The sequence below is a fragment of the Pseudomonas sp. HMWF021 genome (genome assembly GCF_003061005.1).
In the GTDB taxonomy this organism is placed as follows: Bacteria; Pseudomonadota; Gammaproteobacteria; order Pseudomonadales; family Pseudomonadaceae; genus Aquipseudomonas.
The window spans coordinates 1,278-23,153 of record NZ_QAIK01000164.1; the positions used below are offsets into that span (position 1 = coordinate 1,278).

A 21,876-nucleotide genomic window follows, 5' to 3' on the forward strand; every position below is an offset into this window, starting at 1 on the left:
CGGTGCAGGAGAAGCGCGCGGTGATGCTGATTGATCCGCCGTTCGAGCAGCTTGATGAGATGCAAAAGTGTGCGGCGTCGCTGAAAGAAGCGATTGGCCGGATGCGTCAGACCGTGGCGGCGATCTGGTACCCGGTGAAGGATCAGCGTGCGTTGCGCCGGTTCTATCAGGATCTGGCCGGTACCGGCGCGCCGAAATTGCTGCGCGTGGAACTGCTGGTGCATCCGCTGGATACGCCGAACAGCCTGAACGGCTCCGGGCTGGCGATTGCCAATCCGCCGTGGGGGCTGGAGGAAGAATTGCGTGAGCTGCTGCCGTGGTTGTCGAAGAAGCTTGGGCAGACTCAGGGTGGATGGCAGATGGATTGGTTGATTGCCGAGAGCTGATCAACGGCAAGGTCAAAAGATCGCAGCCTGCGGCAGCTCCTACAGGTCCGCGCATGTGTGGGCGACACTGAACTTTGTAGGAGCTGCCGCAGGCTGCGATCTTTTGCTTTCAGATTTTAATCAATTACCCGCCAGGCTCGCTGGCATGCATACGCCAGTGCCGCCAATCCCGCAATAACCTTCAGGGTTCTTCGCCAGGTATTGCTGGTGATACGCCTCGGCGAAGTACACGGTCGGCGCCTGCTCGATCTCGGTGCTGATGTCGCCCAGGCCCGCCTTCGACAGCTCGGCCTGATACACCGCTTTGCTCTTCAGCGCCGCGTCCAGTTGCTCTGGCGAAGTGGCGTAGATCACCGAACGGTACTGGGTGCCGATGTCGTTGCCCTGACGCATGCCCTGCGTCGGGTTGTGCAGTTCCCAGAACATCGCCAGCAGCTCTTCGTAGCTGACCTTGGCCTTGTCATACACCACCAGCACCACTTCGGCGTGGCCGGTCAGGCCCGAGCAGACTTCTTCGTAAGTCGGGTTCGGCGTATAGCCGCCGGCATAACCTACGACCGTGCTGACCACGCCTTCGCGCTGCCAGAAGCGGCGTTCAGCGCCCCAGAAGCAACCCAGACCGAAAATCGCAAAGTCGACGTCCTGAAAGAACGGGCCGAGCAGTGGGGTTTCTTCGAAGACGAAGTGCTTTTCAGGCAGGGTCATCGCGGTTTCGCGGCCGGGCAGAGCTTGATCTTTGGTCGGTAGCACGTTTTTGTTCACCAGAATTTCCGAGCGCAGAACCATGATCGTTCCTCTCAGTCAGGATGGGATGTAAAAAGTCAGACCGCCAGTGTGCCCAATGATGCCGGATTTCGCACCATTCAATGTAGGAGCTGCCGCAGGCTGCGATCTTTTGATCTTGTCTTTAAAAAAACAGGATCAAAAGATCGCAGCCTGCGGCAGCTCCTACATAAAAAGGGCGGCGAGGGCTAGAGGCAGAGCGGGCCGCGCGGGTAGCGCTTGAGCGCCTGGATCAGCTCGGCGCCGGGGATCGGCCGGTCGAACAGGTAGCCCTGGCCGACGTCGCAACGGTGACGCCGCAGGAACGCCAGTTGCTCGGCGGTCTCGATGCCTTCGGCCACGACCTTCAGCTTCAGGTTGTGGGCCATGGCGATCACCGCGGAGGTGATTTCCATGTCGTCCTGGTTGTCGGGGATTTCGTGGATGAAGCTGCGATCGATCTTGATGATGTCGATCGGGAATTTCTTCAGGTAGCTGAGCGACGAATACCCGGTGCCGAAGTCGTCCATGGCCAGGGTCAGGCCCAGACGCTTGAGCTGGTCGAGCTGCAGGTGCGTGTCTTCGGTGGCTTCCAGCAGCAGGCCTTCGGTCAGTTCCAGCTCCAGCAGATTGGCCGGCAGCGCTTCTTCCTTGAGGATGTTGGCGATGGACGCGACCAGATCCGGGTCGGAAAACTGCTTGGGCGACAGGTTGATCGCCACTTGCAGATTGCCCATGCCCGCAGCGGTCAGTGCCTTGCTCATGCGGCAGGCCTGACGTGCGATCCACTTGCCGATCGGGATGATCAGGCCGGTTTCTTCGGCGACGCTGATGAACTGGTCCGGGCGGATCATCCCGCGCTCCGGGTGGTTCCAGCGCAGCAGCGCTTCCATGCCCAGCAGGCGACCGCTGCGCAGGCACAGCTTGGGCTGATAGAACACGTCCAGCTCGTTCTGGGTCAGGGCGCGGCGCAGGTTGTTTTCGACGAACAGCTTGTAGCTGGCCTCGGCGTTCAGCGCTTCGGTGAACACTTGCACCTGATGCTTGCCGTTGGCCTTGGCCTTGTGCAGGGCCAGGCCGGCGTTGCGCATCAGGGTTTGCGGATCGCGACCGTGCAACGGCGCACAGGCAAGGCCCACGGAGCCGGTGACGCTGATCAACTGGTTGTCGACAAACATCGGCTTGTCGAGGGTCATCAGCAACTGGCTGGCAATCTGTTGCCCGGCTTCCAGATCGGTGTCATCGAGCAGCACGGCGAATTCGTTACTGGCGAACCGCGCGAGGCTGCCGCTCGGGCTCAGGCTGTTGCGCAGACGCCGGGCCAGGCTGATCAGCAGTTTGTCGCCGGTCTGGTGACCGAGGCTGTCGTTGATCCGCTTGAAATTGTCGATGTCCACCAGCAGCAGGCTGATCGGTGTGTCGGTATCGCGGGCGAAGCGTTCGTCCAGATTGCGGATAAACGCCGGGCGGTTGCCGAGGTTGGTCAGGTTGTCGGTGTAGGCCAGACGCTCGATGCGCTGCTGCGCCAGTTTGGTCTGGGTGATGTCTTCGTAAATGCCGATGTAGTGCGTCAGCTCGCGGTTGTCGCCGTACACCTTGGAAATCGACAACTGGCCCCAGTACGGTTCGAGGTTTTTCCGACGGCTCTTGAATTCGCCCTGCCAGCTGTTGCTCTTGGCCAGCGCCGAGGGCGCGTCGAACAACAGCTCGCTGAGGTTCTCCAGGGCCGGCAGCTCGGACAGGCGCTGGCCGTGGACTTCCTCGGTGGAATATTGGGTGATCGCGGTGAAGCTCGGGTTGACGTACTCCACCACGCCGTCGCAATTGACCAGCAGAAAGGCGTTGGCACTTTGCTCGACCGCGCGCTGGAACAGGTGCAGGGCGCTGGTGGCGGTGCGGCGGTTGTGGTTGTTGATGACCTGGGCGAACTGGTCGGCCAGCTCACCGGCAAAGGCGATTTCATCGGACTGCCAGGCGCGGGTGACGCCGGTCTGCTCCAGACAGAGCACACCGACCACCTGGCCGTCGACGCGGATGCTGGCGTCTAGCATGGCGTTGACGTCGCGCGGGCGCAGGGCTTCGGCCATCTCGCGGGTGCGCGGGTCGCGCATCGCGTTGTGTGCGTCGATGGCGCGGCTGCCGTGCAGGGCTTCCATGTAATCGGGGAAGCCGCTGATGTCGATCACCTCCGGCAGGAGGTATTCCTGGGTCGCGCGGTGGTACGCGGAAATCGGCACCAGCAGGTTGCCTTCGAGGTTCCACAAACTGGCGCAGTCGATCTCATAGATATCGCAGGCGCAGCGGGTGATCAGTTCGGCGGCTTCCTGCAGCGAGTTGTGGCTGCTGTAGCGCTGGCGGGCCAGCAGCAGAATCAGATCCTGCTGGGCGCGCACCCGCTCCAGATGCTGCAGTTGTTCCTGCTGGGCGCGCTGGTTCAGTTCCAGGGCGATCTGCAGGCGCGAGTTCTGGGTTTCGAGGTCGACGGACGGCAGCGCGGGCGCTTCGTCGAACACGTTGTCCACCGCCAGCAGATAACCGCGCAACAGGTGACGATTGTGCTGTTTGTAGGCTTCACCGAGTTCGAGGATGCTCAGCGCGCCGGCGGCGGTGTGCAGGGTGTAGCGCACCAGATAATGCGGGCTGGCGCCGAGTTGCTGCTGAATGGTGTCGTGCAGCTGATAGCGCGCTTCGGGCTCCATCAGGCTGGCGTAGGGCGAGCCGACCAGGGCACACAATTCGACGGCTGGCTGACCGAACTGGCGCTCGCAGTTGGGATCGAGAAACAGCATCGCCCAACTGGCTTCATTCAAGCGCTCGAAACGCAGCATGCCGAGCCGCGAGGGCACAGGCAACTGCGTCACTACCTCGGCCGCCAAACGGCTGGCGGCATCGGGTTGGCTCTTCATGAAGGAACTCGCTTGGAAATATGCTGAACGCGCCGGGCTCTCGCCCTCTTTACTGTTGCCTGCGGCAAGGTTGCATCATTGCGGCACTGACTGACAAGAGAGATGAAGGCCAAGTGCTATAAGAATGTGTCGGCCGCGTGAGGCATTTCTCCAGTGTCTGGTTGAAAAGAGCAAAAGATCGCAGCCTTCGGCAGCTCCTGCAGGGAATACGATGTCCTGTAGGAGCTGCCGCAGGCTGCGATCTTTTCAGAATTTAACGCAATTCAATGCTGATCGACTGCAGCTTCTTGCCATCACGATCATGGTAATTGATCAAAATCTGATCAGTCTCGACCACCACATGGGCGAAGTTGTCCTCACTGACCACCGTGCTGGTCAACTCATGTTGATAATCGCCTGCTACCGTGCGCACCAGCGGCTGATCGAGGACGAACATCGACGCCTTGGCGTAGGGCAGCAGCTTGCTGTTGTAAAACGGTGAGGCCACGATGGTGTGGATTTCGAAGTCCGGATCTTCGCTGTGGGTCAGGCGCGAGGTCAGCGAGCCATGCACATCGCCCGAGACAAACACGACGTTGCTGATCTTGCGCGTGCGGATGGTTTCCAGCAGGCGCAAGCGCTGCGCGGGAAATGCCTGCCAGGCGTCAGTGCCGTTAAGCTTGCGATCGGGGTAGAACATGACGCTGGTCACCACGAACTTGACCCTCGCCTCGCTGTTACACAGCCATTCGATCAATGCTTGTTCCTGCTCGATATCCAGAATACGAGGATCATCCAGCGACAAACTGCGTTGTGTACGGCTGTCCGTCACAAACCATTCAATATCGCCGTCGCTGAATTGATACCAATAGTGCGCAAGTTTCGTATGTTCGACCTCATTGTTGATGTTCAACTTTTGTGCCGGACTATGGCTGGCTTGATACAGCTCATAAGCGGCCATCGCATTGCGAAATAATTCGTGATCGGAGTTGCTGGCATTGGCAGGCCAGTTATCTTCAATTTCATGGTCATCAAGCATCATGTAAGTCGAAGTGCCGGACATCAGTCTTTGTATATTCGGTTGCGAGAAAGCCGTGCGGTACTTGTTGAGAATGTCCTTGTATTCGCGGTCGGGAGCAATCAGGTTGAGGTCGTCGACGTAAATCTGGTCGCCGGTCATCAGTGTTGCGCTGATGGCCGGCTCGGCGCCCTCGATCATCTGATTGATCGAGGCAAATATGCGGTCGCCCAGATGCGGCAGGACTGCCGCGCCTGCGGTCATGCGCAGGTAACGACAGGAGCCGAGAATATAGGCGCGGGCCTTGGCCGGATCTGCGCTGCGAGTACGGAAGCGGTAAGTCTCGCGCGGCCATTGCAGGGGCAACTCGGCAATGCTCTGGAGGTTGTGCACCGGGCTCATCGGGCTGAACCAGCCGGTCTGGTATTCGTATTCGCAATCGCTGTCCAGATCGTTCAGAGAAAATACATGACATAGATCCCGCGATTCATGCAATTGCGCAAGGCTGCCTTTTGACCAGGGTTTGCTGTCCAGCTTGCGATAACGTAGTCCGGCAAATACCGTATTGTTGTTGGATGAGCCGCCGCGAATAAATATGCGTGTGTGGTTAGTTGTGGCGTGGCCAATAACGGGGCCGACAATCGGTTTGAACATGTTCGAATCCATTCGATTGATAGTTGCGCACTAGTGCGTGCTGAAAAAGAAGTTGTTTAACTTGCGTTGCCAAGGTTAGTTGGCGATCAGAGAAAAATATCGGCGCAAAGTGGACTGGGCATGTGGCTTAAGTAGACCGGGCTTGTAGGAATAAAAGCGCTGCAACGTTTCTGCGGGCAAAAAAAAGCCCCGTCAAACTGACGGGGTTGAGGTACGAGCGTGTGGCGCTCGAAAACGTGGAACGCGATCGGCCCTCCGTTGCCGGAGGGCCGATTGCTTTACAGCAGGATGGTGCGGATGTCGCCCAACAGGCTGCCCAGACGCTGGGTGAAGCGTGCGGCAGCAGCGCCGTTGATCACACGGTGATCGTAGGACAGCGACAGAGGCAGCATCAGTTTCGGCTGGAAGGCTTTGCCGTCCCAGACTGGCTGGATGGTTGCCTTGGAAACACCGAGGATCGCCACTTCCGGCGCGTTGACGATCGGCGTGAAGCCGGTGCCGCCAATGTGGCCGAGGCTGGAAATGGTGAAGCAGGCGCCTTGCATCTCGTCCGAAGACAGCTTCTTGGTGCGGGCCTTTTCAGCCAGCGAAGCCGCTTCTGCAGCCAGTTGCAGCAGGCTCTTCTGGTCGACGTTCTTGATCACCGGGACCAGCAGGCCATCCGGGGTGTCGACCGCGAAACCGATGTTGACGTACTTCTTGCGAATGATCGCCTTGCCGCTTGGCGCCAGCGAACTGTTGAAGTCCGGCAGCTCCTTGAGCAGGTGTGCGCAGGTCTTGAGCAGCAGCGGCAGGATGGTCAGCTTGACGCCGGCCTTCTCTGCGACGGCTTTCTGCGCAACACGGAAGGCTTCCAGCTCGGTGATGTCCGCCGAGTCGAATTGCGTCACGTGCGGCACGTTCAGCCAGCTGCGGTGCAGGTTGGCAGCGCCGACCTGCATCAGGCGGGTCATCGGCACTTCTTCGATTTCGCCGAAGCGGCTGAAGTCCACGACCGGAATCGGCGGGATGCCCGCGCCACCGGTTGCGCCACCAGCAGCCGGCGCTTCCTTGGCCTTCTGCATCATCGCCTTGACGTAAACCTGCACGTCTTCCTTGAGGATGCGACCGTGCGGACCGCTGGCGCCAACAGCGCTCAGCTCGACGCCGAACTCACGGGCCAGTTGACGCACGGCAGGGCCGGCATGAACTTTCGCGCCAGGCTTGGCCGGTGCAGCAGCCGGGGCGGCAGCAGGTGCAGCGGCAGCCGGAGCAGCAGCGGCAGGTGCCGGAGCGCTTGGTGCAGCAGCAGCGGCTGGAGCCGGGGCCGCAGCAGGGGCCGCGCCTTTGACTTTCAGCTTGAGGATCAGGTCGCCGGTGCCCACTTCGTCGTCCAGCTTGATGGAAATGCTTTCCACCACGCCAGCGGCAGGCGATGGAATTTCCATGCTGGCCTTGTCGGATTCGAGGGTGATCAGCGACTGGTCGGCTTCAACGCTGTCGCCAGCCTTGACCAGCACTTCGATGATCTTGGCCTTGCCGGCCGAACCGATGTCCGGAACATGGATGTCCTGAACGCTGTCAGCCACTGGAGCAGCCGGAGCGGCGGCGGTCGCCGGCGCAGCAGCAGCGGCTGGTGCAGCAGCCTGAGCCGGAGCGGCCGCAGCAGGGGCCGCAGCACCCGCCACTTCCAGATCCAGAATCAGGTCGCCGGTGCCGACTTCGTCGTTGAGCTTGACGCTGATGGCCTTGACCACGCCAGCGGCAGGCGACGGGATTTCCATGCTCGCCTTGTCGGACTCCAGGGTGATCAAAGATTGATCAGCCTCGACGGTGTCGCCGACCTTGACCTGGATCTCGATGATCTGGGCCTTGCCCGAGGAACCAATGTCCGGCACGTGCACTTGCTGCACCGAAGCGGCAGCAGGGGCGGCGGCTGGCGCAGGTGCAGCGGCAGCAGGCGCAGCAGCCGGTTTGGCTTCAGCTTTTGCCGCCGGTGCAGCGGCAGGCGCAGGAGCCGCTTGCGCGGCGCCCTCGACTTCCAGCTCGAGCAGTTCGTCGCCTTCTTTCAGGCGGTCGCCCAGCTTCACTTTCAGGCTCTTGATGACGCCGGCTTTCGGGGCCGGCACTTCCATGCTGGCCTTGTCCGATTCCAGGGTCAGGATGCTCTGGTCGGCTTCGATACGGTCGCCGACCTTCACAAACAGTTCAATTACTTCACCTTCACCGCTGCCGATGTCAGGTACGCGAATGAGTTCGCTCACAAAATGTCTCCTCAGCAGTCCAGTGGGTTGCGTTTTTCCGGGTCGATGCCGAACTTGACGATGGCCTCGGCCACGACTTTAGGTTCGATATCACCACGGTCAGCCAGTGCTTCCAGGGCTGCCAACACCACGAAATGACGGTCGACTTCGAAGAAATGACGCAGTTTCTTGCGGCTGTCGCTGCGGCCGAAACCGTCGGTGCCCAGGACTTTGAATTCCTTGGACGGTACCCACTGACGGATCTGCTCGGCGAACAGCTTCATGTAGTCGGTAGAGGCAATGACCGGACCTTTACGGCCGCTCAGGCACTCTTCAACGTAGCTCTGCTTGGGCTTCTGGCCAGGCTTGAGACGGTTGCTGCGCTCTACGGCCAGGCCGTCGCGACGCAGTTCGTTGAAACTGGTGACGCTCCATACATCAGCGCCGATGTTGAACTCTTCACGCAGGATCTTCGCCGCTTCACGCACTTCACGCAGGATGGTGCCGGAGCCCATCAGCTGTACGTGATGCGCCGCATCGCGGGTATCTTCTTCGAGCAGGTACATGCCTTTCTTGATGCCTTCTTCGGCACCGGCCGGCATGGCTGGCTGCTGGTACGACTCGTTCATCACGGTGATGTAGTAGAAGATGTCCTGTTGCTCTTCGGTCATCTTCTTCATGCCGTCCTGAATGATCACCGCCAGCTCGTAGCCGTAGGTCGGATCGTAGGTGCGGCAGTTCGGGATGGTCGCGGCCAGCAGGTGGCTGTGACCGTCTTCGTGCTGCAGGCCTTCGCCGTTCAGGGTGGTACGGCCGGCGGTGCCGCCGATCAGGAAGCCACGGGTACGGCTGTCGCCAGCGGCCCAGGCCAGGTCACCGATACGCTGGAAGCCGAACATCGAGTAGAAGATGTAGAACGGCAGCATCGGCTGGTTGTGGCTGGAGTACGAAGTACCGGCGGCGATGAACGAGCTCATGGCGCCTGCTTCGTTGATGCCTTCTTCAAGGATCTGACCTTTCTGGTCTTCCTTGTAGAACATCACCTGGTCTTTATCGACTGGCTCGTAGAGCTGGCCGACGGAGGAGTAGATGCCCAGCTGACGGAACATGCCTTCCATGCCGAAGGTACGGGCTTCGTCCGGGATGATCGGCACGATGCGCGGACCGATTTCCTTGTCCTTGACCAGTTGCGCGAGGATCCGCACGAACGCCATGGTGGTGGAAATTTCACGGTCGCCCGAACCATCGAGGATGGCTTTGAGAGTGTCCAGGTCCGGGGTCGGTACGCTGAAGCTCTGCGCGCGGCGCTGCGGCACGAAACCGCCCAGGGCTGCACGACGCTCGCTCAGGTAGCGGGCTTCGGCGCTGTTTGGCTCTGGCTTGAAGAACGGCAGGTTCTCCAGCTCTTCGTCCTTGACCGGGATGTCGAAGCGGTCGCGGAACAACTTCAGGCTGTCGACATCGACTTTCTTGGTGTTGTGCGCGGTGTTTTTCGCTTCGCCGGCACCGGTGCCATAACCCTTGATGGTCTTGGCCAGGATGACGGTCGGTTGTTCTTTGTGGTTGACCGCTTCGTGGTACGCCGCATAGACCTTGTACGGGTCGTGGCCGCCACGGTTGAGTTTCCAGATCTCGTCGTCGGACAGGTCGGCAACCATCGCCTTGAGTTCAGGCGTGTTGAAGAAGTGCTCGCGAACGAACGCACCGTCTTTGGCTTTGTAGTTCTGGTACTCGCCGTCGATGACTTCGTCCATGCGACGTTGCAGGATGCCGTCGACGTCTTTGGCCAGCAGTGGGTCCCAGAAACGGCCCCAGATGACTTTGGTCACGTTCCACTGTGCACCGCGGAACACGCCTTCGAGTTCCTGGATGATCTTGCCGTTGCCGCGAACCGGGCCGTCGAGGCGCTGCAGGTTGCAGTTGATGACGAAGATCAGGTTGTCCAGCTTCTCGCGGCCGGCCAGGGAGATCGCGCCCAGGGATTCCGGCTCGTCGCACTCGCCGTCGCCCAGGAAGCACCAGACTTTCTGTTTGCCCGGCTGAATGAAACCGCGGTGTTCCAGGTACTTCATGAAGCGTGCCTGGTAGATCGCCTGGATCGGACCCAGACCCATGGATACGGTCGGGAACTGCCAGAAGTCGGGCATCAGCCAAGGGTGCGGATAGGACGACAGGCCCTGACCGTCGACTTCCTGGCGGAAGTTGTTCATCTGGTCTTCGGTGATACGGCCTTCCATGAATGCACGGGCGTAAACGCCTGGCGAGGTGTGGCCCTGGAAGTAGATCAGGTCGCCGCCGTGTTCGTCGGTCGGGGCCTGGAAGAAGTAGTTGAAGCCGATGTCATACAGGGTCGCGCTGGAAGCGAAGCTGGAGATGTGACCACCCAGGTCAGAATCTTTCAGGTTCGTACGCATTACCATGGCCATCGCGTTCCAGCGCACCAGCGAGCGAATGCGGCGTTCCATGAACAGGTCGCCAGGCATGCGTGCTTCGTGGGTTACCGGGATGGTGTTGCGGTAAGGCGTGGTGATGGCGTAAGGGAGCTGCGAACCGCTGCGGGTCGCCAGTTCACCCATACGGGTCATCAGATAGTGAGCACGGTCTTCGCCTTCTTTGTCGAGAACCGATTCCAGGGCGTCCAGCCATTCCTGGGTTTCGACGGGATCGAGGTCTTGCATGGCTTGCTCCAGGGCGGAAAGGCTTCCAGAATCGGTTGCCTGAGTTTGCGACTGGCCTTGTGGGCAGACGATTTAAAATTCTTGGATTGCCGACAGGTTGTTCCGGCGGCGTGTAGTTTTACTACAAATCTTTGAGCATTTCAGCCTTTCGGATGTATAGACGAGTAGTAAAACTACAGAGGAAAGGCTTGTGGCCTCCGACTGCGTTGTGAGAATAATCGTTAAGGTTGGTCGATTACCATCCGTAAAAGGTGAAACTTTGATGCTGGATGCCAAAGAAGAAGAAATTTCAGCTATTTCTAACTTTTGTTCGACAGTCCTTCGCGTAGCGGGTTTTCATCAAACACTACAAGCGGCCATTTACACGCCGATCAAGGATAGACCATGACCCTGCCCGCGCTTGCCGAACTGCCCGCCATTCTCCTGCCGTTGGTCACTCGATCCGAGCAGTCGTTCCGTACGGCCGTCGCCGCGCTGGAAGACGATCACGGCTTCTCCAGCTGGACGCCGGAACGCTGGGCGCAATTCGCCCGGGTCAGTGCCGCCAGCGATTTCGTCATTGAACAGAGCGTTCGTGACCCTTTGATGTTGTTGTCGCTGGTGCAGTCCGGCGAACTCGACCGGCCGTTCGCGCCAGGTGAGCTGTGCGCGCAGATTGCCGCCGCCGTGGCTGCCGCGCAGAGCGAAGACGAACTCGGTCGGGCTCTGCGTCGTCAGCGCGCTCGTCATCAGGTACGGATCATCTGGCGTGATCTGAACCGCCAGGCCGATCTGGTGCAGACCTGCCGCGACCTTTCCGACATGGCCGACGCCACCATCGACCAGGCCTACCAATGGCTGTACAGCCGCCATTGCCAGCAGTTCGGCACGCCGACCGGCCGGCGCAGCGGCTTGCCGCAGCAGATGGTCATCCTCGGCATGGGCAAGCTTGGTGCGGTCGAGTTGAATCTGTCGTCGGACATCGACCTGATCTTCGCCTACCCCGAGGGCGGCGAAACCGTCGGCGTGAAGCGCGCGCTGGATAATCAGGAGTTCTTCATTCGTCTTGGCCAGCGCCTGATCAAGGCCCTCGACCCGATGACCGTCGACGGCTTTGTATTCCGCGTCGATATGCGCCTGCGCCCGTACGGTTCGTCCGGCGCGCTGGTGCTGAGCTTCAATGCGCTCGAGCAGTATTACCAGGATCAGGGTCGCGACTGGGAACGCTACGCGATGATCAAGGCGCGGGTGGTGGCCGGTGATCAAACCGCCGGCGCGCAGTTGCTCGACATGCTGCGCCCGTTCGTCTACCGGCGTTATCTGGACTTCTCGGCGATCGAAGCGCTGCGCACCATGAAGCAGTTGATCCAGCAGGAAGTGCGGCGCAAGGGCATGGCCGACAACATCAAGCTCGGCTCCGGTGGGATTCGCGAAGTCGAGTTCATTGCCCAGGCCTTCCAGTTGATTCACGGCGGGCGCGACCTGAGCCTGCAACAGCGTCCTCTATTAAAGGTGCTGGGCACGCTGGAAGGACAGGGCTATCTGCCGCCGGCGGTGATCAGCGAGCTGCGCGAAGGTTACGAATTCCTGCGTTACACCGAACACGCGATCCAGGCGATCGCCGACCGCCAGACCCAGATGTTGCCGGACGGCGCTCAGGATCAGGCGCGTATCGCGTTCATGCTCGGTTTCGCCGATTGGCATGCCTTCCACGAAAAACTGATGTTCTGGCGCGGTCGGGTGGCCTGGCACTTTGCGCAGGTAATTGCCGATCCCGATGAAGAGGAGGGCGCCGACTGTGAAGTGGTGGTCGGCGGTGAGTGGTTGCCGCTCTGGGAAGAAGAGCAGGACGAAGAGGCTGCTTGCCGGCAGTTGGAAGAGGGCGGCTTCAAGGACGCGAGCAAAGCGCTGAAAGCACTTGCCGGTTTGCGCGGCAGCCCGCAATTGCGCGCCATGCAGCGGCTGGGTCGCGAGCGTCTCGATGCGTTTATTCCGCGTCTGCTGGCTCAGGCGGTAGAGCATGACAACCCGGATCTGGTGCTGGAGCGGGTACTGCCGCTGGTCGAAGCGGTTGCCCGGCGTTCGGCTTATCTGGTGTTGCTGACGGAAAACCCCGGCGCCCTGCGGCGTTTGCTGACGCTGTGCGCGGCCAGTCCGTGGATCGCCGAGCAGATCACCCGTTTCCCGTTGCTGCTCGACGAGTTGCTTAACGAAGGCCGGCTGTTCAAGCCACCGTTGGCGCCGGAACTGGCCGCCGAGCTGCGCGAGCGCCTGACGCGGATCCCCGAAGACGACCTCGAACAACAGATGGAAGCGCTGCGGCATTTCAAACTGGCGCACCGTTTGCGCGTCGCTGCCTCGGAAATCGCCGGTAGCCTGCCGCTGATGAAAGTCAGTGATTACCTGACCTGGCTCGCCGAAGCGATTCTCGAGCAAGTGCTGGCGCTGGCCTGGCGTCAGACGGTGGCCAAGTACGGCACGCCGCTGCGCACTGATGGCAGCTTGTGCGATCCCGGCTTCATCATTGTCGGTTATGGCAAAGTCGGCGGGCTGGAACTGGGGCATGGTTCGGATCTGGATCTGGTGTTCATCCATGACGGCGATCCGCAGGCGGAAACCGACGGGCCGAAGCCAATTGATGGCGCGCAGTTCTTCACCCGGCTGGGGCAGCGGATCATTCACTTGCTGACGGCGCAGACCAACTCCGGCCAGCTGTATGAAGTGGACATGCGCCTGCGGCCGTCCGGTGCGTCGGGGCTGTTGGTCAGTTCGCTCGGGGCGTTTGAGCGCTATCAGGAAAATGAAGCCTGGACCTGGGAACATCAGGCGCTGGTACGGGCGCGGGTGCTGGTGGGCAGTCAGGATGTCGGTCAGGCCTTCGAGAAAGTCCGGGCGCAGGTTTTGGGCAAGGCACGGGATCTGGCAAAGCTGCAACAGGAAGTCAGCGAGATGCGCGCCAAGATGCGCGACAACCTCGGCAGCAAGGGCACCGCGGCCGGTACGGCGGCAAATGCCTTCGAGGCCACGGCGCCGTTCGACCTCAAGCAGGACGCCGGAGGTATCGTCGATATTGAATTTATGGTGCAATACGCGGCCCTGGCGTGGTCGCACAGCCACCCGCCACTGCTGCGCTGGACCGATAACATCCGCATTCTGGAAGAGCTGGAACACGAAGGGCTGATGCCCGCCGAAGACGCCAGCCTGTTGCGCGAGGCCTATAAAGCCTACCGCTCCGCTGCCCACCGGCAGGCGTTGCAGAAGGACGCCGGGGTGATTGCAGGCGACCAGTTTGTCGAGGAGCGCCGGCAGGTATTGCGGATCTGGAAAGACCTGGGGCTAAGCTGAAAGCGGATATTTGAAGCACCGAATACCTTGTGGGAGCGGGCTTGCCCGCGATGGCGGAGTGTCAGCCACCGTCACTTTCAGATGTGATGGCCTCATCGCGGGCAAGCCACGCTCCCACAGGGACTTGTGGTGATTTGCAGATTGAGACACGAACAAACAATGTGGGAGCGAGCCTGCTCGCGATAGCGGAGTGACAGTCGACAGTCATGTTGAAGGTAATGACCCATCGCAAGCAGCGCCGCTCCCTCAGTGATTCTCGAGGCGGGGAGGCGTAAATGCCTCCCCGGTTCGTTTATGGAAACCACATGAATATTCTGATCGTTGGGCCCAGTTGGGTCGGTGACATGGTGATGGCGCAGACACTGTTTCAGTGTCTGAAGCAGCGCCACCCGCAATGCGAAATCGACGTGCTGGCCCCCGAGTGGAGCCGGCCGATCCTTGAACGCATGCCCGAAGTGCGCAAGGCCTTGAGCTTTCCGCTCGGCCACGGCGCGCTGGAGCTGGCGACGCGTCGGCGGATCGGCAAGTCCCTGGCCGGCCAGTACGATCAGGCGATCCTGCTGCCCAACTCGCTGAAATCGGCACTGGTGCCGTTTTTCGCCGGCATCAAGCAACGCACCGGCTGGCGCGGTGAATTCCGCTACGGCCTGCTCAATGACGTGCGCACGCTGGATAAAGAACGTTATCCGCTGATGATCGAGCGCTTCATGGCCCTGGCTTACGAGCCGAACGCCGAGTTGCCGAAACCGTATCCGCGTCCGAGCCTGCAAATCGACCCGGTGACCCGCGAAGCGGCGCTGGCCAAATTCGGCTTGACCCTCGACCGTCCGGTGTTGGCCCTGTGCCCCGGCGCCGAGTTCGGCGAGTCCAAACGCTGGCCGTCCGAGCATTACGCCAAGGTCGCCGAAGCGCGGATTCGCGAAGGCTGGCAGGTGTGGCTGTTCGGCTCGAAAAACGATCACGCGGTGGGTGAAGATATCCGCGCACGGCTGATTCCCGGTCTGCGTGAAGAGTCGGTCAACCTCAGCGGCAGCACCTCGCTGGCCGAGGCCATCGACCTGATGTCCTGTGCCGACTCGGTGGTGTCCAACGACTCCGGCCTGATGCACGTCGCGGCGGCGCTGAACCGTCCACTGGTGGCGGTCTACGGCTCGACGTCGCCGGGCTTCACCCCGCCGCTGGCCGAGCATGTCGAAGTCGTCCGTCTGGGCCTCGATTGCAGCCCCTGTTTCGACCGTACCTGCCGATTCGGCCATTACAATTGCCTGCGCCAGCTGATGCCGGATGCGGTCAACGATGCCTTGCAGAAATTGCAGGGCACTGTGGTCGAGGTTCATTAAGTTGCGGGTATTGCTGATCAAGACTTCATCGCTGGGCGACGTGATTCACGCGTTGCCAGCGCTGACCGACGCGGCCCGGGCCATCCCCGGGATCAAGTTCGACTGGGTGGTGGAAGAAGGCTTCGCCGAGATCCCGACCTGGCACCCGGCCGTCGGCAAGGTGATTCCGGTGGCGATCCGCCGCTGGCGCAAGAACCTCTGGCAGACCATTAAGAGCGGCGAGTGGAAGCGCTTCAAGCAAAGCGTGCGCGCCAGCAAATATGATCTGGTGATCGACGCCCAGGGCCTGCTGAAAAGCGCCTGGCTGACCCGCTACGTCAAAGCCCCGGTGGCCGGCCTCGACAAAGGCTCGGCGCGCGAGCCGATCGCCGCGCGTTTCTACGACCGCAAACTGGCAGTGGCCCGTGGACAACATGCGGTGGAGCGAGTGCGTCAACTGTTCGCTATCGCCCTCGGCTACGACCTGCCCAAGGGCCTGGGCGATTACGGCCTCAATGTCGAGCGTCTGGTGGAACTGCCGCGCAAGAGCGCCTTCGTGGTGTTCCTGCACGGCACCACGTGGGACACCAAACACTGGCCGGAAGCCTACTGGCGCGAGCTGACCGAGCGCGTCGGCTATCTGGGCGTCGGGGTCAAACTGCCGTGGGGCAACCCGCTGGAAAAGGCCCGAGCCGAGCGCATTGCTGCTGGGTTCAAACACGCCGAAGTGCTGCCGAAGCTGAATCTGGCCGGCGTCGGCAAAGTGCTGGCCGGCGCCCAGGCCTGCGTGGCGGTGGACACCGGTCTCGGTCACCTTGCAGCCGCGCTGGATGTGCCGACGATTTCGCTGTTCGGCCCGACCAATCCGGGCCTGACTGGCGCCTACGGCAAGGTGCAGATTCATATGGCCAGTGATTTCCCCTGCGCCCCTTGCCTGCAAAAGAAATGTACGTATCAACCGACCGCGCAGGATGCCCGTCAGTTTGACCTGAAACGCGAGCAGCCTCTGTGCTTCACGCGTGTAAACCCCGAGCGTGTCGCCAGCCGACTGAGCACGTTGTTAATGGCTGAGGAGCTGCGCTGATGCAATTGGCATTCGTCCTGTACAAATATTTCCCGTTCGGTGGCTTGCAGCGCGATTTCATGCGCATCGCCCTCGAATGCCAGAAGCGCGGCCATCAGATTCGCGTCTACACCCTGATCTGGGAAGGCGACGTGCCGCCCGGTTTCGAAGTGCTGGTGGCGCCGGTCAAGGCGTTCTTCAACCATCGGCGCAATGAAAAACTCAGCGCGTGGATGGAAGCGGATCTGGCCAAGCGCCCGGTGGATCGCCTGATCGGCTTCAACAAGATGCCGGGGCTGGACGTCTATTACGCTGCCGACGGCTGCTTTGAAGACAAGGCGCAGAACCTGCGCCATTCGCTGTACCGCCGCTGGGGCCGCTATCGCCACTTCGCCGAGTACGAGCGCGCGGTGTTCGCCAAGGACGCAAAAACTGAAGTGCTGATGATTTCCGAAGTGCAGCAGCCGCTGTTCATCAAGCATTACGACACGCCGCTTGAGCGCTTCCACTTGCTGCCGCCGGGCATCGCCCAGGATCGTCGGCGGCCGGCGGATGCCGACGAGATTCGTGCCGGTTTCCGCGCCGAATTCAACCTCAAGGACGACGAACTGCTGCTGGTGCAGATCGGCTCCGGGTTCAAGACCAAGGGCGTCGATCGCAGCCTGAAAGCCCTGGCCGCATTGCCCGTCGAGCTGAAGAAGCGCACCCGGCTGTTTGTAATCGGCCAGGATGACCCCAAATTGTTCCAGATGCAGAGTGCCACTTTGGGCCTGGGCGACAACGTGACGTTTCTCAAGGGCCGCAGCGATATCCCGCGTTTCCTGCTCGGCGCCGATCTGTTGATCCACCCGGCGTACAACGAAAATACCGGCACCGTGCTGCTCGAAGCGCTGGTCGCCGGTTTGCCGGTGCTGGTCAGCGCGGTCTGCGGTTATGCCCATTACATTGCCGAGGCGGACGCCGGGCGCGTGCTGGACGAACCGTTCGATCAGGCGCAACTGACGCAATACCTGACTGACATGTTGAATGACGACGCTGCACGCGCGGCCTGGAGCCGCAATGGTCTGGCCTTCGCCGAGACGGCCGACCTCTACAGCATGCCGCAGCACGCGGCCGATGTGATTCTGGCGGAGCACGCTTAAATGAAGTTGATGCTGGCTGAACCGTTCAAGAGCCTTTGGGCCGGGCGCGACCCGTTCGCCGAAGTCGAAGGCTTGCAGGGCGAGGTCTACCGCGAGCTGGAAGCTCGACGCACGCTGCGCACGGAAGTCGACGGCAACGGATTTTTCGTCAAGATCCACCGGGGCATCGGTTGGGGCGAGATCTTCAAGAACCTGCTGACCGCCAAGCTGCCGGTGCTCGGCGCGGGTCAGGAGTGGAAGGCAATCCAGCGTCTGCAGGAAGTCGGCGTGCCGACCATGACCGCCGTGGCTTACGGTGAGAAGGGCAGCAACCCGGCCGATCAGCATTCGTTCATCGTCACCGAAGAACTGGCGCCGACCATCAGCCTCGAAGATTTCAGCATCGATTGGGTCAAGAACCCGCCTGCGCCTGCACTCAAGCGCGCACTGATCGCTGAAGTCGCGCGCATGACCGGCATGATGCACCGCGCCGGGGTCAACCACCGCGACTGCTACATCTGCCACTTCCTGTTGCACACCGACAAGCCGATCACCCCGGACGATTTCAAGCTCTCGGTGATCGACCTGCACCGCGCCCAGACCCGCCCACGTATTACTCAACGCTGGCGCAACAAGGACCTGGCCGCGCTGTATTTCTCGGCGCTGGACATCGGCCTGACCCGACGCGACAAGCTGCGTTTCCTCAAGGGCTACTTCCAGCAGCCGCTACGGCAGATCCTCGCCGAAGAAGCGCCGTTGCTGAGCTGGCTCGAAGGCAAGGCCAACAAGCTTTATGCGCGCAAACAGCGTTACGGGGATGCGCTCTGATGGCGGGCTGGACGCTTGAACCGCAATACAGCGAACTGGCCGAAGACTTTGGTAGCCTCGAAGCGGTGTTTGCCCTGCAGGGCGAACGTCTGACCCGTGATCCGCTGTCCGAAGTCATCCGCGTGCAGCGCAATGGCGTCAATTACTACGTCAAACGCTACGTCGGCGCCGGTAAAGGCTTGCGCCGTTACCTGGGCAAGCCACGGGTGAAGATGGAGTGGCAGAACCTCAAGCGCTTCGCCAAGTGGGGCATCCCCACCGCCGAAGTGGTGGCCTGGGGGCTGGAGCGACGTGGCGCGGCGTACAACCGTGGCGCGATGATCACCCGCGAGTTGCCGCGCACCGAGGACCTGTCGGCGCTGGCCGAGCGCAATGATCCGAAACTCAAGGATCGCGCCTGGGTCGATGGTGTCAGCCGGCAATTGGCCGCTTACACACGGATCATGCATGACCACCGTTTCACCCATAACGATCTGAAGTGGCGCAACCTGCTGATCGACGATCAGGCGCAGTTGTATTTCATCGACTGCCCGAACGGCGAATTCTGGCGCGGCTTCTGGCTCAAGTACCGCATCACCAAGGATCTGGCCTGCCTTGACAAGGTGGCCAAGTATCATCTGTCGAACACCCAGCGCCTGCGCTTCTACCTGCAATATCGCGGACGTGATCGGCTCAATGCTGCCGACAAGAAACGGGTGCGCCACGTGGTGAGATTTTTCGAGGGACGCGAATGACTGATTTTCTGGCCGCTGAAGACCGGGCGCTGCTTGAGCGCCATGGCCTCGGCACTTTCGATGCGCTCTGGGCCAAGCAGCTTGTAGCGGTGGACGAGCCGAATACCGATGGCGGAGGCTGGAGCAGCGTGTTTCGCCTGGAGCTGGAAGGGCAGGCTTACTACCTCAAGCGCCAGAGCAACTACCTGACCCGCACCCTGCATGCGCCGTTCGGCGAGCCGAGCTTTGCTCGCGAGTTTCGCAATATCAGCCGTTACCAGAAACTGGGGATTCCGGCGCTGCAGGCGGTGTTTTTCGGTGAGCGCAAGGTCAAGGGCGACGTCCGGGCAATCCTGCTGACACGCGCCCTCGATGGCTGGGATGATCTCGATTCGCTGCTGCGGCGCTGGTCCGACCTGACTGCAGCGCAGCAGTCGGCCATCCTCAAGGCCTGTGGACAACTGGCGCGTCGGCTGCACGGTGTGCGTCAGGTGCACGGCTGCTTTTATCCGAAACACATCTTTTTGCAGGCTGATGGCGACGCGTATAAGGCGCAGTTGATCGACCTGGAAAAGACCCGGCCCCTGTTGTTTGGCCTGCGTGATCGGGTCAAGGATCTGGAGCCGTTGCTGCGTCGCGCGCCGGAATGGAGCGAGGCGCAATTGCGCGAGTTGCTGGCGGCTTATCTCGATCAGTCCGTCGACGGTTCGCTGGTGGACAGTTGGGTTTCGCGACTGACTGCGCGTCGCAGTCGCAAGGAGACCCGCTGATGCGGTTGTCCGAACTGAAAAGTGCCGGGCGTACGCCGAGTCTGCCGCTGACGATCAGCCTGGCCGACGCGGCCGGTCCTGCGGATTTGCAGTTGTTGAGCTTGCTGCGGGTGCTGCCGGGGCAGCGCTATGTCGGCGCCGGGGTGTGGCGCGGGCGGCCGGTGCTGGCCAAGCTGCTGGTGGGCAGCAAGGCTGCGCGGCATTTTCAGCGTGAACTGGCAGGCGTCAGATTGCTCGCCGAACAAGGTCTGACCACGCCTTTGCTGTTGGCCGATGGCTTGCAGGACGGCGAGGGTGGCTGGCTGTTGTTCGAGTTCCTCGAAGGCGCTGAAAGCCTCGGCGAGGCCTGGCAGAAGGTCGAATCGCTGCCGGTGCTGGCGGATGAACAATCGGCGGTACTCGCCGAGGCGCTGGGCGCTATCGGTCAACTGCATGGCAAAGGGCTGTGGCAGGAAGATCTGCACTTGGACAACCTGCTGCGCCAGGGCAGTCAGTTGTACCTGATCGATGGCGCCGGGATCTGCGCCGAGACCGCTGGCCAGCCGCTGTCGCGGCAGAAAGTGCTGGAAAACCTCGGGGTGTTTTTCGCCCAGTTGCCCAAATCACTGGAGCCGTTCACCGAGGAATTGCTGGTGTATTACCTGCTGAGCAACAGCGAGCATGCGTTGCCGCTGGAAGCCCTGCAGAAGCAGATCGCCAAGGTGCGCGCCTGGCGGCTGAAGGATTACCTGATCAAGGTGGGCCGCGAGTGCACGTTGTTCAGTGTGCAGCGCGGTGCGTTTGGCTTGCGGGCTATTCGTCGCGAAGAAGAAGCGGCGATGTTGCCGGTGCTGGATCAGGCCGATGCGCTGCTCGATCAGGGTCATCTGTACAAGACCGGCGGCGCGGCGAGCGTTGGCAAGGTCGAAGTGGCCGGGCGCACGCTGGTGATCAAGCGCTACAACATCAAAGGCTTAGCGCACTGGCTCAAGCGCTTCTGGCGCCCGAGCCGCGCCTGGCACTCGTGGCGTGAAGGCAATCGCCTGGCGTTCCTCGGCATTGCCACGCCCAAACCGCTGGCGGTGCTGGAAAAGCGCTTTCTGTGGCTGCGCAGCCGTGCCTATCTGGTGACCGAGTTTCTGCCGGGCCCGGACATCATCGAGCGCTTTGCGCCGTATGTTGAAAGCGGTGCGGCGCCGGAATCCGAGTTGTTGGCGCTGGATCAACTGTTTGCACGATTGATCGCCGAGCGCATCAGTCATGGCGACTTCAAGGGCCATAACCTGTTCTGGCAGGAAGATCGCTGGGCGCTGATCGATCTGGATTCGATGTGCCAGCACGGCTCTGTCGGAAGTTTCGCACCGGCCTATGCGCGGGATCGGGCACGGTTCATGCGCAACTGGCCCGAGAGCAGCGCGCTGTATCAGGTGATCGATCAGCGGTTGCCCAAGGACATCTCCAGCGCGGCCTGAGCCGCCTTCGCCAGCAGGCTGGCTCCCACATGGGAAAGCATTCCCTGTAGGAGTGAGCCTGTTCGCGATAGGGCTTCAAAGCCCCATAAATTGCCCATTGAGCAATGGCGGACAAGCAACACTGACTTGTCCTACAGCTTCTCCAGAAGCCATGAACTGTGCCCGCTCCAGCCCCGATGCTAGCTTGCCCTGACCACTTCGGAGGGCAAACCTTGACCATCAAAAACGCTGTAGCACTCAGCGCCTGCGCCTTGATCTTGTCCGGCTGCGGCACCGCCTCCTCGGTGCTGCAAATGGACGCCGACGTCGCCCGAGACCTGCGCAAACAGAAAACCTACTGCCAGTCGATTCCACGGATCTACAGCGGGCTGGCCTTCGACTTCTGCGTGCTCCACGCGCCGCCCGACCCCACCGGCGTGCTGCTGCCATTCGTGCTGCTGGACCTGCCGTTGTCCGGGGTGCTGGACACGGTTGTGCTGCCGTATACGGTTTATCAACAGGTCAGTGGCGGTAACCTCGGTATATATTGGCGCGCGGGGGGGTATTGAATGTGAAGGCAAGGCTTTACGGGGCCGATTCACTTAGGGCAATTCGCACTGGGTCATTCCCACCACGTTTACGCTATAATCCCGCCCTTTAGCTGTCTCGCGCCCGGTGCGCAGGCACATCAATTTTCAAGGCG

At 61.1% G+C, this 21,876-nt stretch carries 16 protein-coding genes; 11 read left to right on the top strand and 5 right to left on the bottom strand.

The features are described from left to right. A partial coding sequence (gene rlmJ, locus DBR18_RS29780; RefSeq protein ID WP_256588863.1) for a 23S rRNA (adenine(2030)-N(6))-methyltransferase RlmJ occupies positions 1-386 on the top strand: 386 nt, incomplete at its 5' end. 120 nt (positions 387-506) lie between these two features. Here rlmJ and msrA read toward each other — a convergent pair. The 5 genes from msrA to aceE form a co-directional block, all read right to left on the bottom strand. Continuing rightward, the gene (gene msrA, locus DBR18_RS23370) at positions 507-1,172 is read right to left on the bottom strand and encodes a peptide-methionine (S)-S-oxide reductase MsrA (RefSeq protein ID WP_108592094.1); all 666 of its coding nucleotides are present in this window, start codon (positions 1,170-1,172) and stop codon (positions 507-509) included. 185 nt (positions 1,173-1,357) lie between these two features. After that, positions 1,358-4,054: a bifunctional diguanylate cyclase/phosphodiesterase gene (locus tag DBR18_RS23375; RefSeq protein ID WP_108592095.1), complete on the bottom strand. Its 2,697-nt coding sequence runs from the start codon at positions 4,052-4,054 to the stop codon at positions 1,358-1,360. A 253-nt stretch (positions 4,055-4,307) separates the two neighbouring features. After that, positions 4,308-5,705: an alkaline phosphatase D family protein gene (locus DBR18_RS23380; RefSeq protein ID WP_108592096.1), complete on the bottom strand. Its 1,398-nt coding sequence runs from the start codon at positions 5,703-5,705 to the stop codon at positions 4,308-4,310. 278 nt (positions 5,706-5,983) lie between these two features. Next, positions 5,984-7,948, bottom strand: a complete 1,965-nt coding sequence (aceF, locus tag DBR18_RS23385; RefSeq protein ID WP_108592097.1) for a dihydrolipoyllysine-residue acetyltransferase — start codon at positions 7,946-7,948, stop codon at positions 5,984-5,986. Between the two features lie 11 nt (positions 7,949-7,959). Beyond that, positions 7,960-10,605, bottom strand: a complete 2,646-nt coding sequence (gene aceE, locus DBR18_RS23390) for a pyruvate dehydrogenase (acetyl-transferring), homodimeric type (protein ID WP_003220999.1) — start codon at positions 10,603-10,605, stop codon at positions 7,960-7,962. A 262-nt stretch (positions 10,606-10,867) separates the two neighbouring features. Between aceE and DBR18_RS29785 the strand changes: the two genes are divergently transcribed. The 10 genes from DBR18_RS29785 to DBR18_RS23435 all read left to right on the top strand — a co-directional run bounded on the left by DBR18_RS29785 (position 10,868) and on the right by DBR18_RS23435 (position 21,742). After that, positions 10,868-10,993: a hypothetical protein gene (locus tag DBR18_RS29785; RefSeq protein ID WP_256198919.1), complete on the top strand. Its 126-nt coding sequence runs from the start codon at positions 10,868-10,870 to the stop codon at positions 10,991-10,993. Beyond that, positions 10,990-13,929, top strand: coding sequence for a bifunctional [glutamate--ammonia ligase]-adenylyl-L-tyrosine phosphorylase/[glutamate--ammonia-ligase] adenylyltransferase (glnE, locus tag DBR18_RS23395; protein ID WP_108592098.1), 2,940 nt, complete (start codon positions 10,990-10,992; stop codon positions 13,927-13,929). The genes DBR18_RS29785 and glnE overlap by 4 nt, the downstream gene beginning before the upstream one ends. A gap of 305 nt (positions 13,930-14,234) precedes the next feature. Beyond that, on the top strand, positions 14,235-15,269 hold the full coding sequence (waaF, locus tag DBR18_RS23400; RefSeq protein WP_108592099.1) for a lipopolysaccharide heptosyltransferase II: 1,035 nt from the start codon (positions 14,235-14,237) through the stop codon (positions 15,267-15,269). Between the two features lies 1 nt (position 15,270). Then, positions 15,271-16,332: a lipopolysaccharide heptosyltransferase I gene (waaC, locus tag DBR18_RS23405; protein ID WP_047600759.1), complete on the top strand. Its 1,062-nt coding sequence runs from the start codon at positions 15,271-15,273 to the stop codon at positions 16,330-16,332. Beyond that, the gene (locus tag DBR18_RS23410; RefSeq protein ID WP_108592100.1) at positions 16,332-17,453 is read left to right on the top strand and encodes a glycosyltransferase family 4 protein; all 1,122 of its coding nucleotides are present in this window, start codon (positions 16,332-16,334) and stop codon (positions 17,451-17,453) included. The genes waaC and DBR18_RS23410 overlap by 1 nt, the downstream gene beginning before the upstream one ends. Continuing rightward, positions 17,454-18,260: a lipopolysaccharide core heptose(I) kinase RfaP gene (gene rfaP / locus DBR18_RS23415; protein ID WP_108592101.1), complete on the top strand. Its 807-nt coding sequence runs from the start codon at positions 17,454-17,456 to the stop codon at positions 18,258-18,260. It begins immediately after the preceding gene. Beyond that, positions 18,260-18,994 (top strand): lipopolysaccharide kinase InaA family protein, encoded by a 735-nt coding sequence (locus DBR18_RS23420; RefSeq protein WP_108592102.1) that lies wholly within the window; start codon positions 18,260-18,262, stop codon positions 18,992-18,994. The genes rfaP and DBR18_RS23420 overlap by 1 nt, the downstream gene beginning before the upstream one ends. After that, complete coding sequence (locus DBR18_RS23425; protein ID WP_108592103.1) at positions 18,991-19,743, top strand: lipopolysaccharide kinase InaA family protein; 753 nt, start codon at positions 18,991-18,993, stop codon at positions 19,741-19,743. The genes DBR18_RS23420 and DBR18_RS23425 overlap by 4 nt, the downstream gene beginning before the upstream one ends. Then, the gene (locus DBR18_RS23430; RefSeq protein ID WP_108592104.1) at positions 19,743-21,194 is read left to right on the top strand and encodes a lipopolysaccharide kinase InaA family protein; all 1,452 of its coding nucleotides are present in this window, start codon (positions 19,743-19,745) and stop codon (positions 21,192-21,194) included. The genes DBR18_RS23425 and DBR18_RS23430 overlap by 1 nt, the downstream gene beginning before the upstream one ends. Before the next feature lie 212 nt (positions 21,195-21,406). Continuing rightward, positions 21,407-21,742, top strand: a complete 336-nt coding sequence (locus DBR18_RS23435) for a YceK/YidQ family lipoprotein (protein ID WP_177482428.1) — start codon at positions 21,407-21,409, stop codon at positions 21,740-21,742. Positions 21,743-21,876 lie beyond the last annotated feature (134 nt).

Coding starts and splice junctions, on each gene's coding strand:
- glnE (WP_108592098.1), top strand. CDS start 10,990: ATGACCCTGCCCGCGCTTGCCGAACTGCCCGCCATTCTCCTGCCGTTG.
- DBR18_RS23375 (WP_108592095.1), bottom strand. CDS start 4,054: ATGAAGAGCCAACCCGATGCCGCCAGCCGTTTGGCGGCCGAGGTAGTG.
- DBR18_RS23410 (WP_108592100.1), top strand. CDS start 16,332: ATGCAATTGGCATTCGTCCTGTACAAATATTTCCCGTTCGGTGGCTTG.
- aceE (WP_003220999.1), bottom strand. CDS start 10,605: ATGCAAGACCTCGATCCCGTCGAAACCCAGGAATGGCTGGACGCCCTG.
- DBR18_RS23380 (WP_108592096.1), bottom strand. CDS start 5,705: ATGTTCAAACCGATTGTCGGCCCCGTTATTGGCCACGCCACAACTAAC.
- waaF (WP_108592099.1), top strand. CDS start 14,235: ATGAATATTCTGATCGTTGGGCCCAGTTGGGTCGGTGACATGGTGATG.
- rfaP (WP_108592101.1), top strand. CDS start 17,454: ATGAAGTTGATGCTGGCTGAACCGTTCAAGAGCCTTTGGGCCGGGCGC.
- DBR18_RS23420 (WP_108592102.1), top strand. CDS start 18,260: ATGGCGGGCTGGACGCTTGAACCGCAATACAGCGAACTGGCCGAAGAC.
- DBR18_RS23430 (WP_108592104.1), top strand. CDS start 19,743: ATGCGGTTGTCCGAACTGAAAAGTGCCGGGCGTACGCCGAGTCTGCCG.
- msrA (WP_108592094.1), bottom strand. CDS start 1,172: ATGGTTCTGCGCTCGGAAATTCTGGTGAACAAAAACGTGCTACCGACC.
- DBR18_RS23425 (WP_108592103.1), top strand. CDS start 18,991: ATGACTGATTTTCTGGCCGCTGAAGACCGGGCGCTGCTTGAGCGCCAT.
- DBR18_RS29785 (WP_256198919.1), top strand. CDS start 10,868: ATGCTGGATGCCAAAGAAGAAGAAATTTCAGCTATTTCTAACTTTTGT.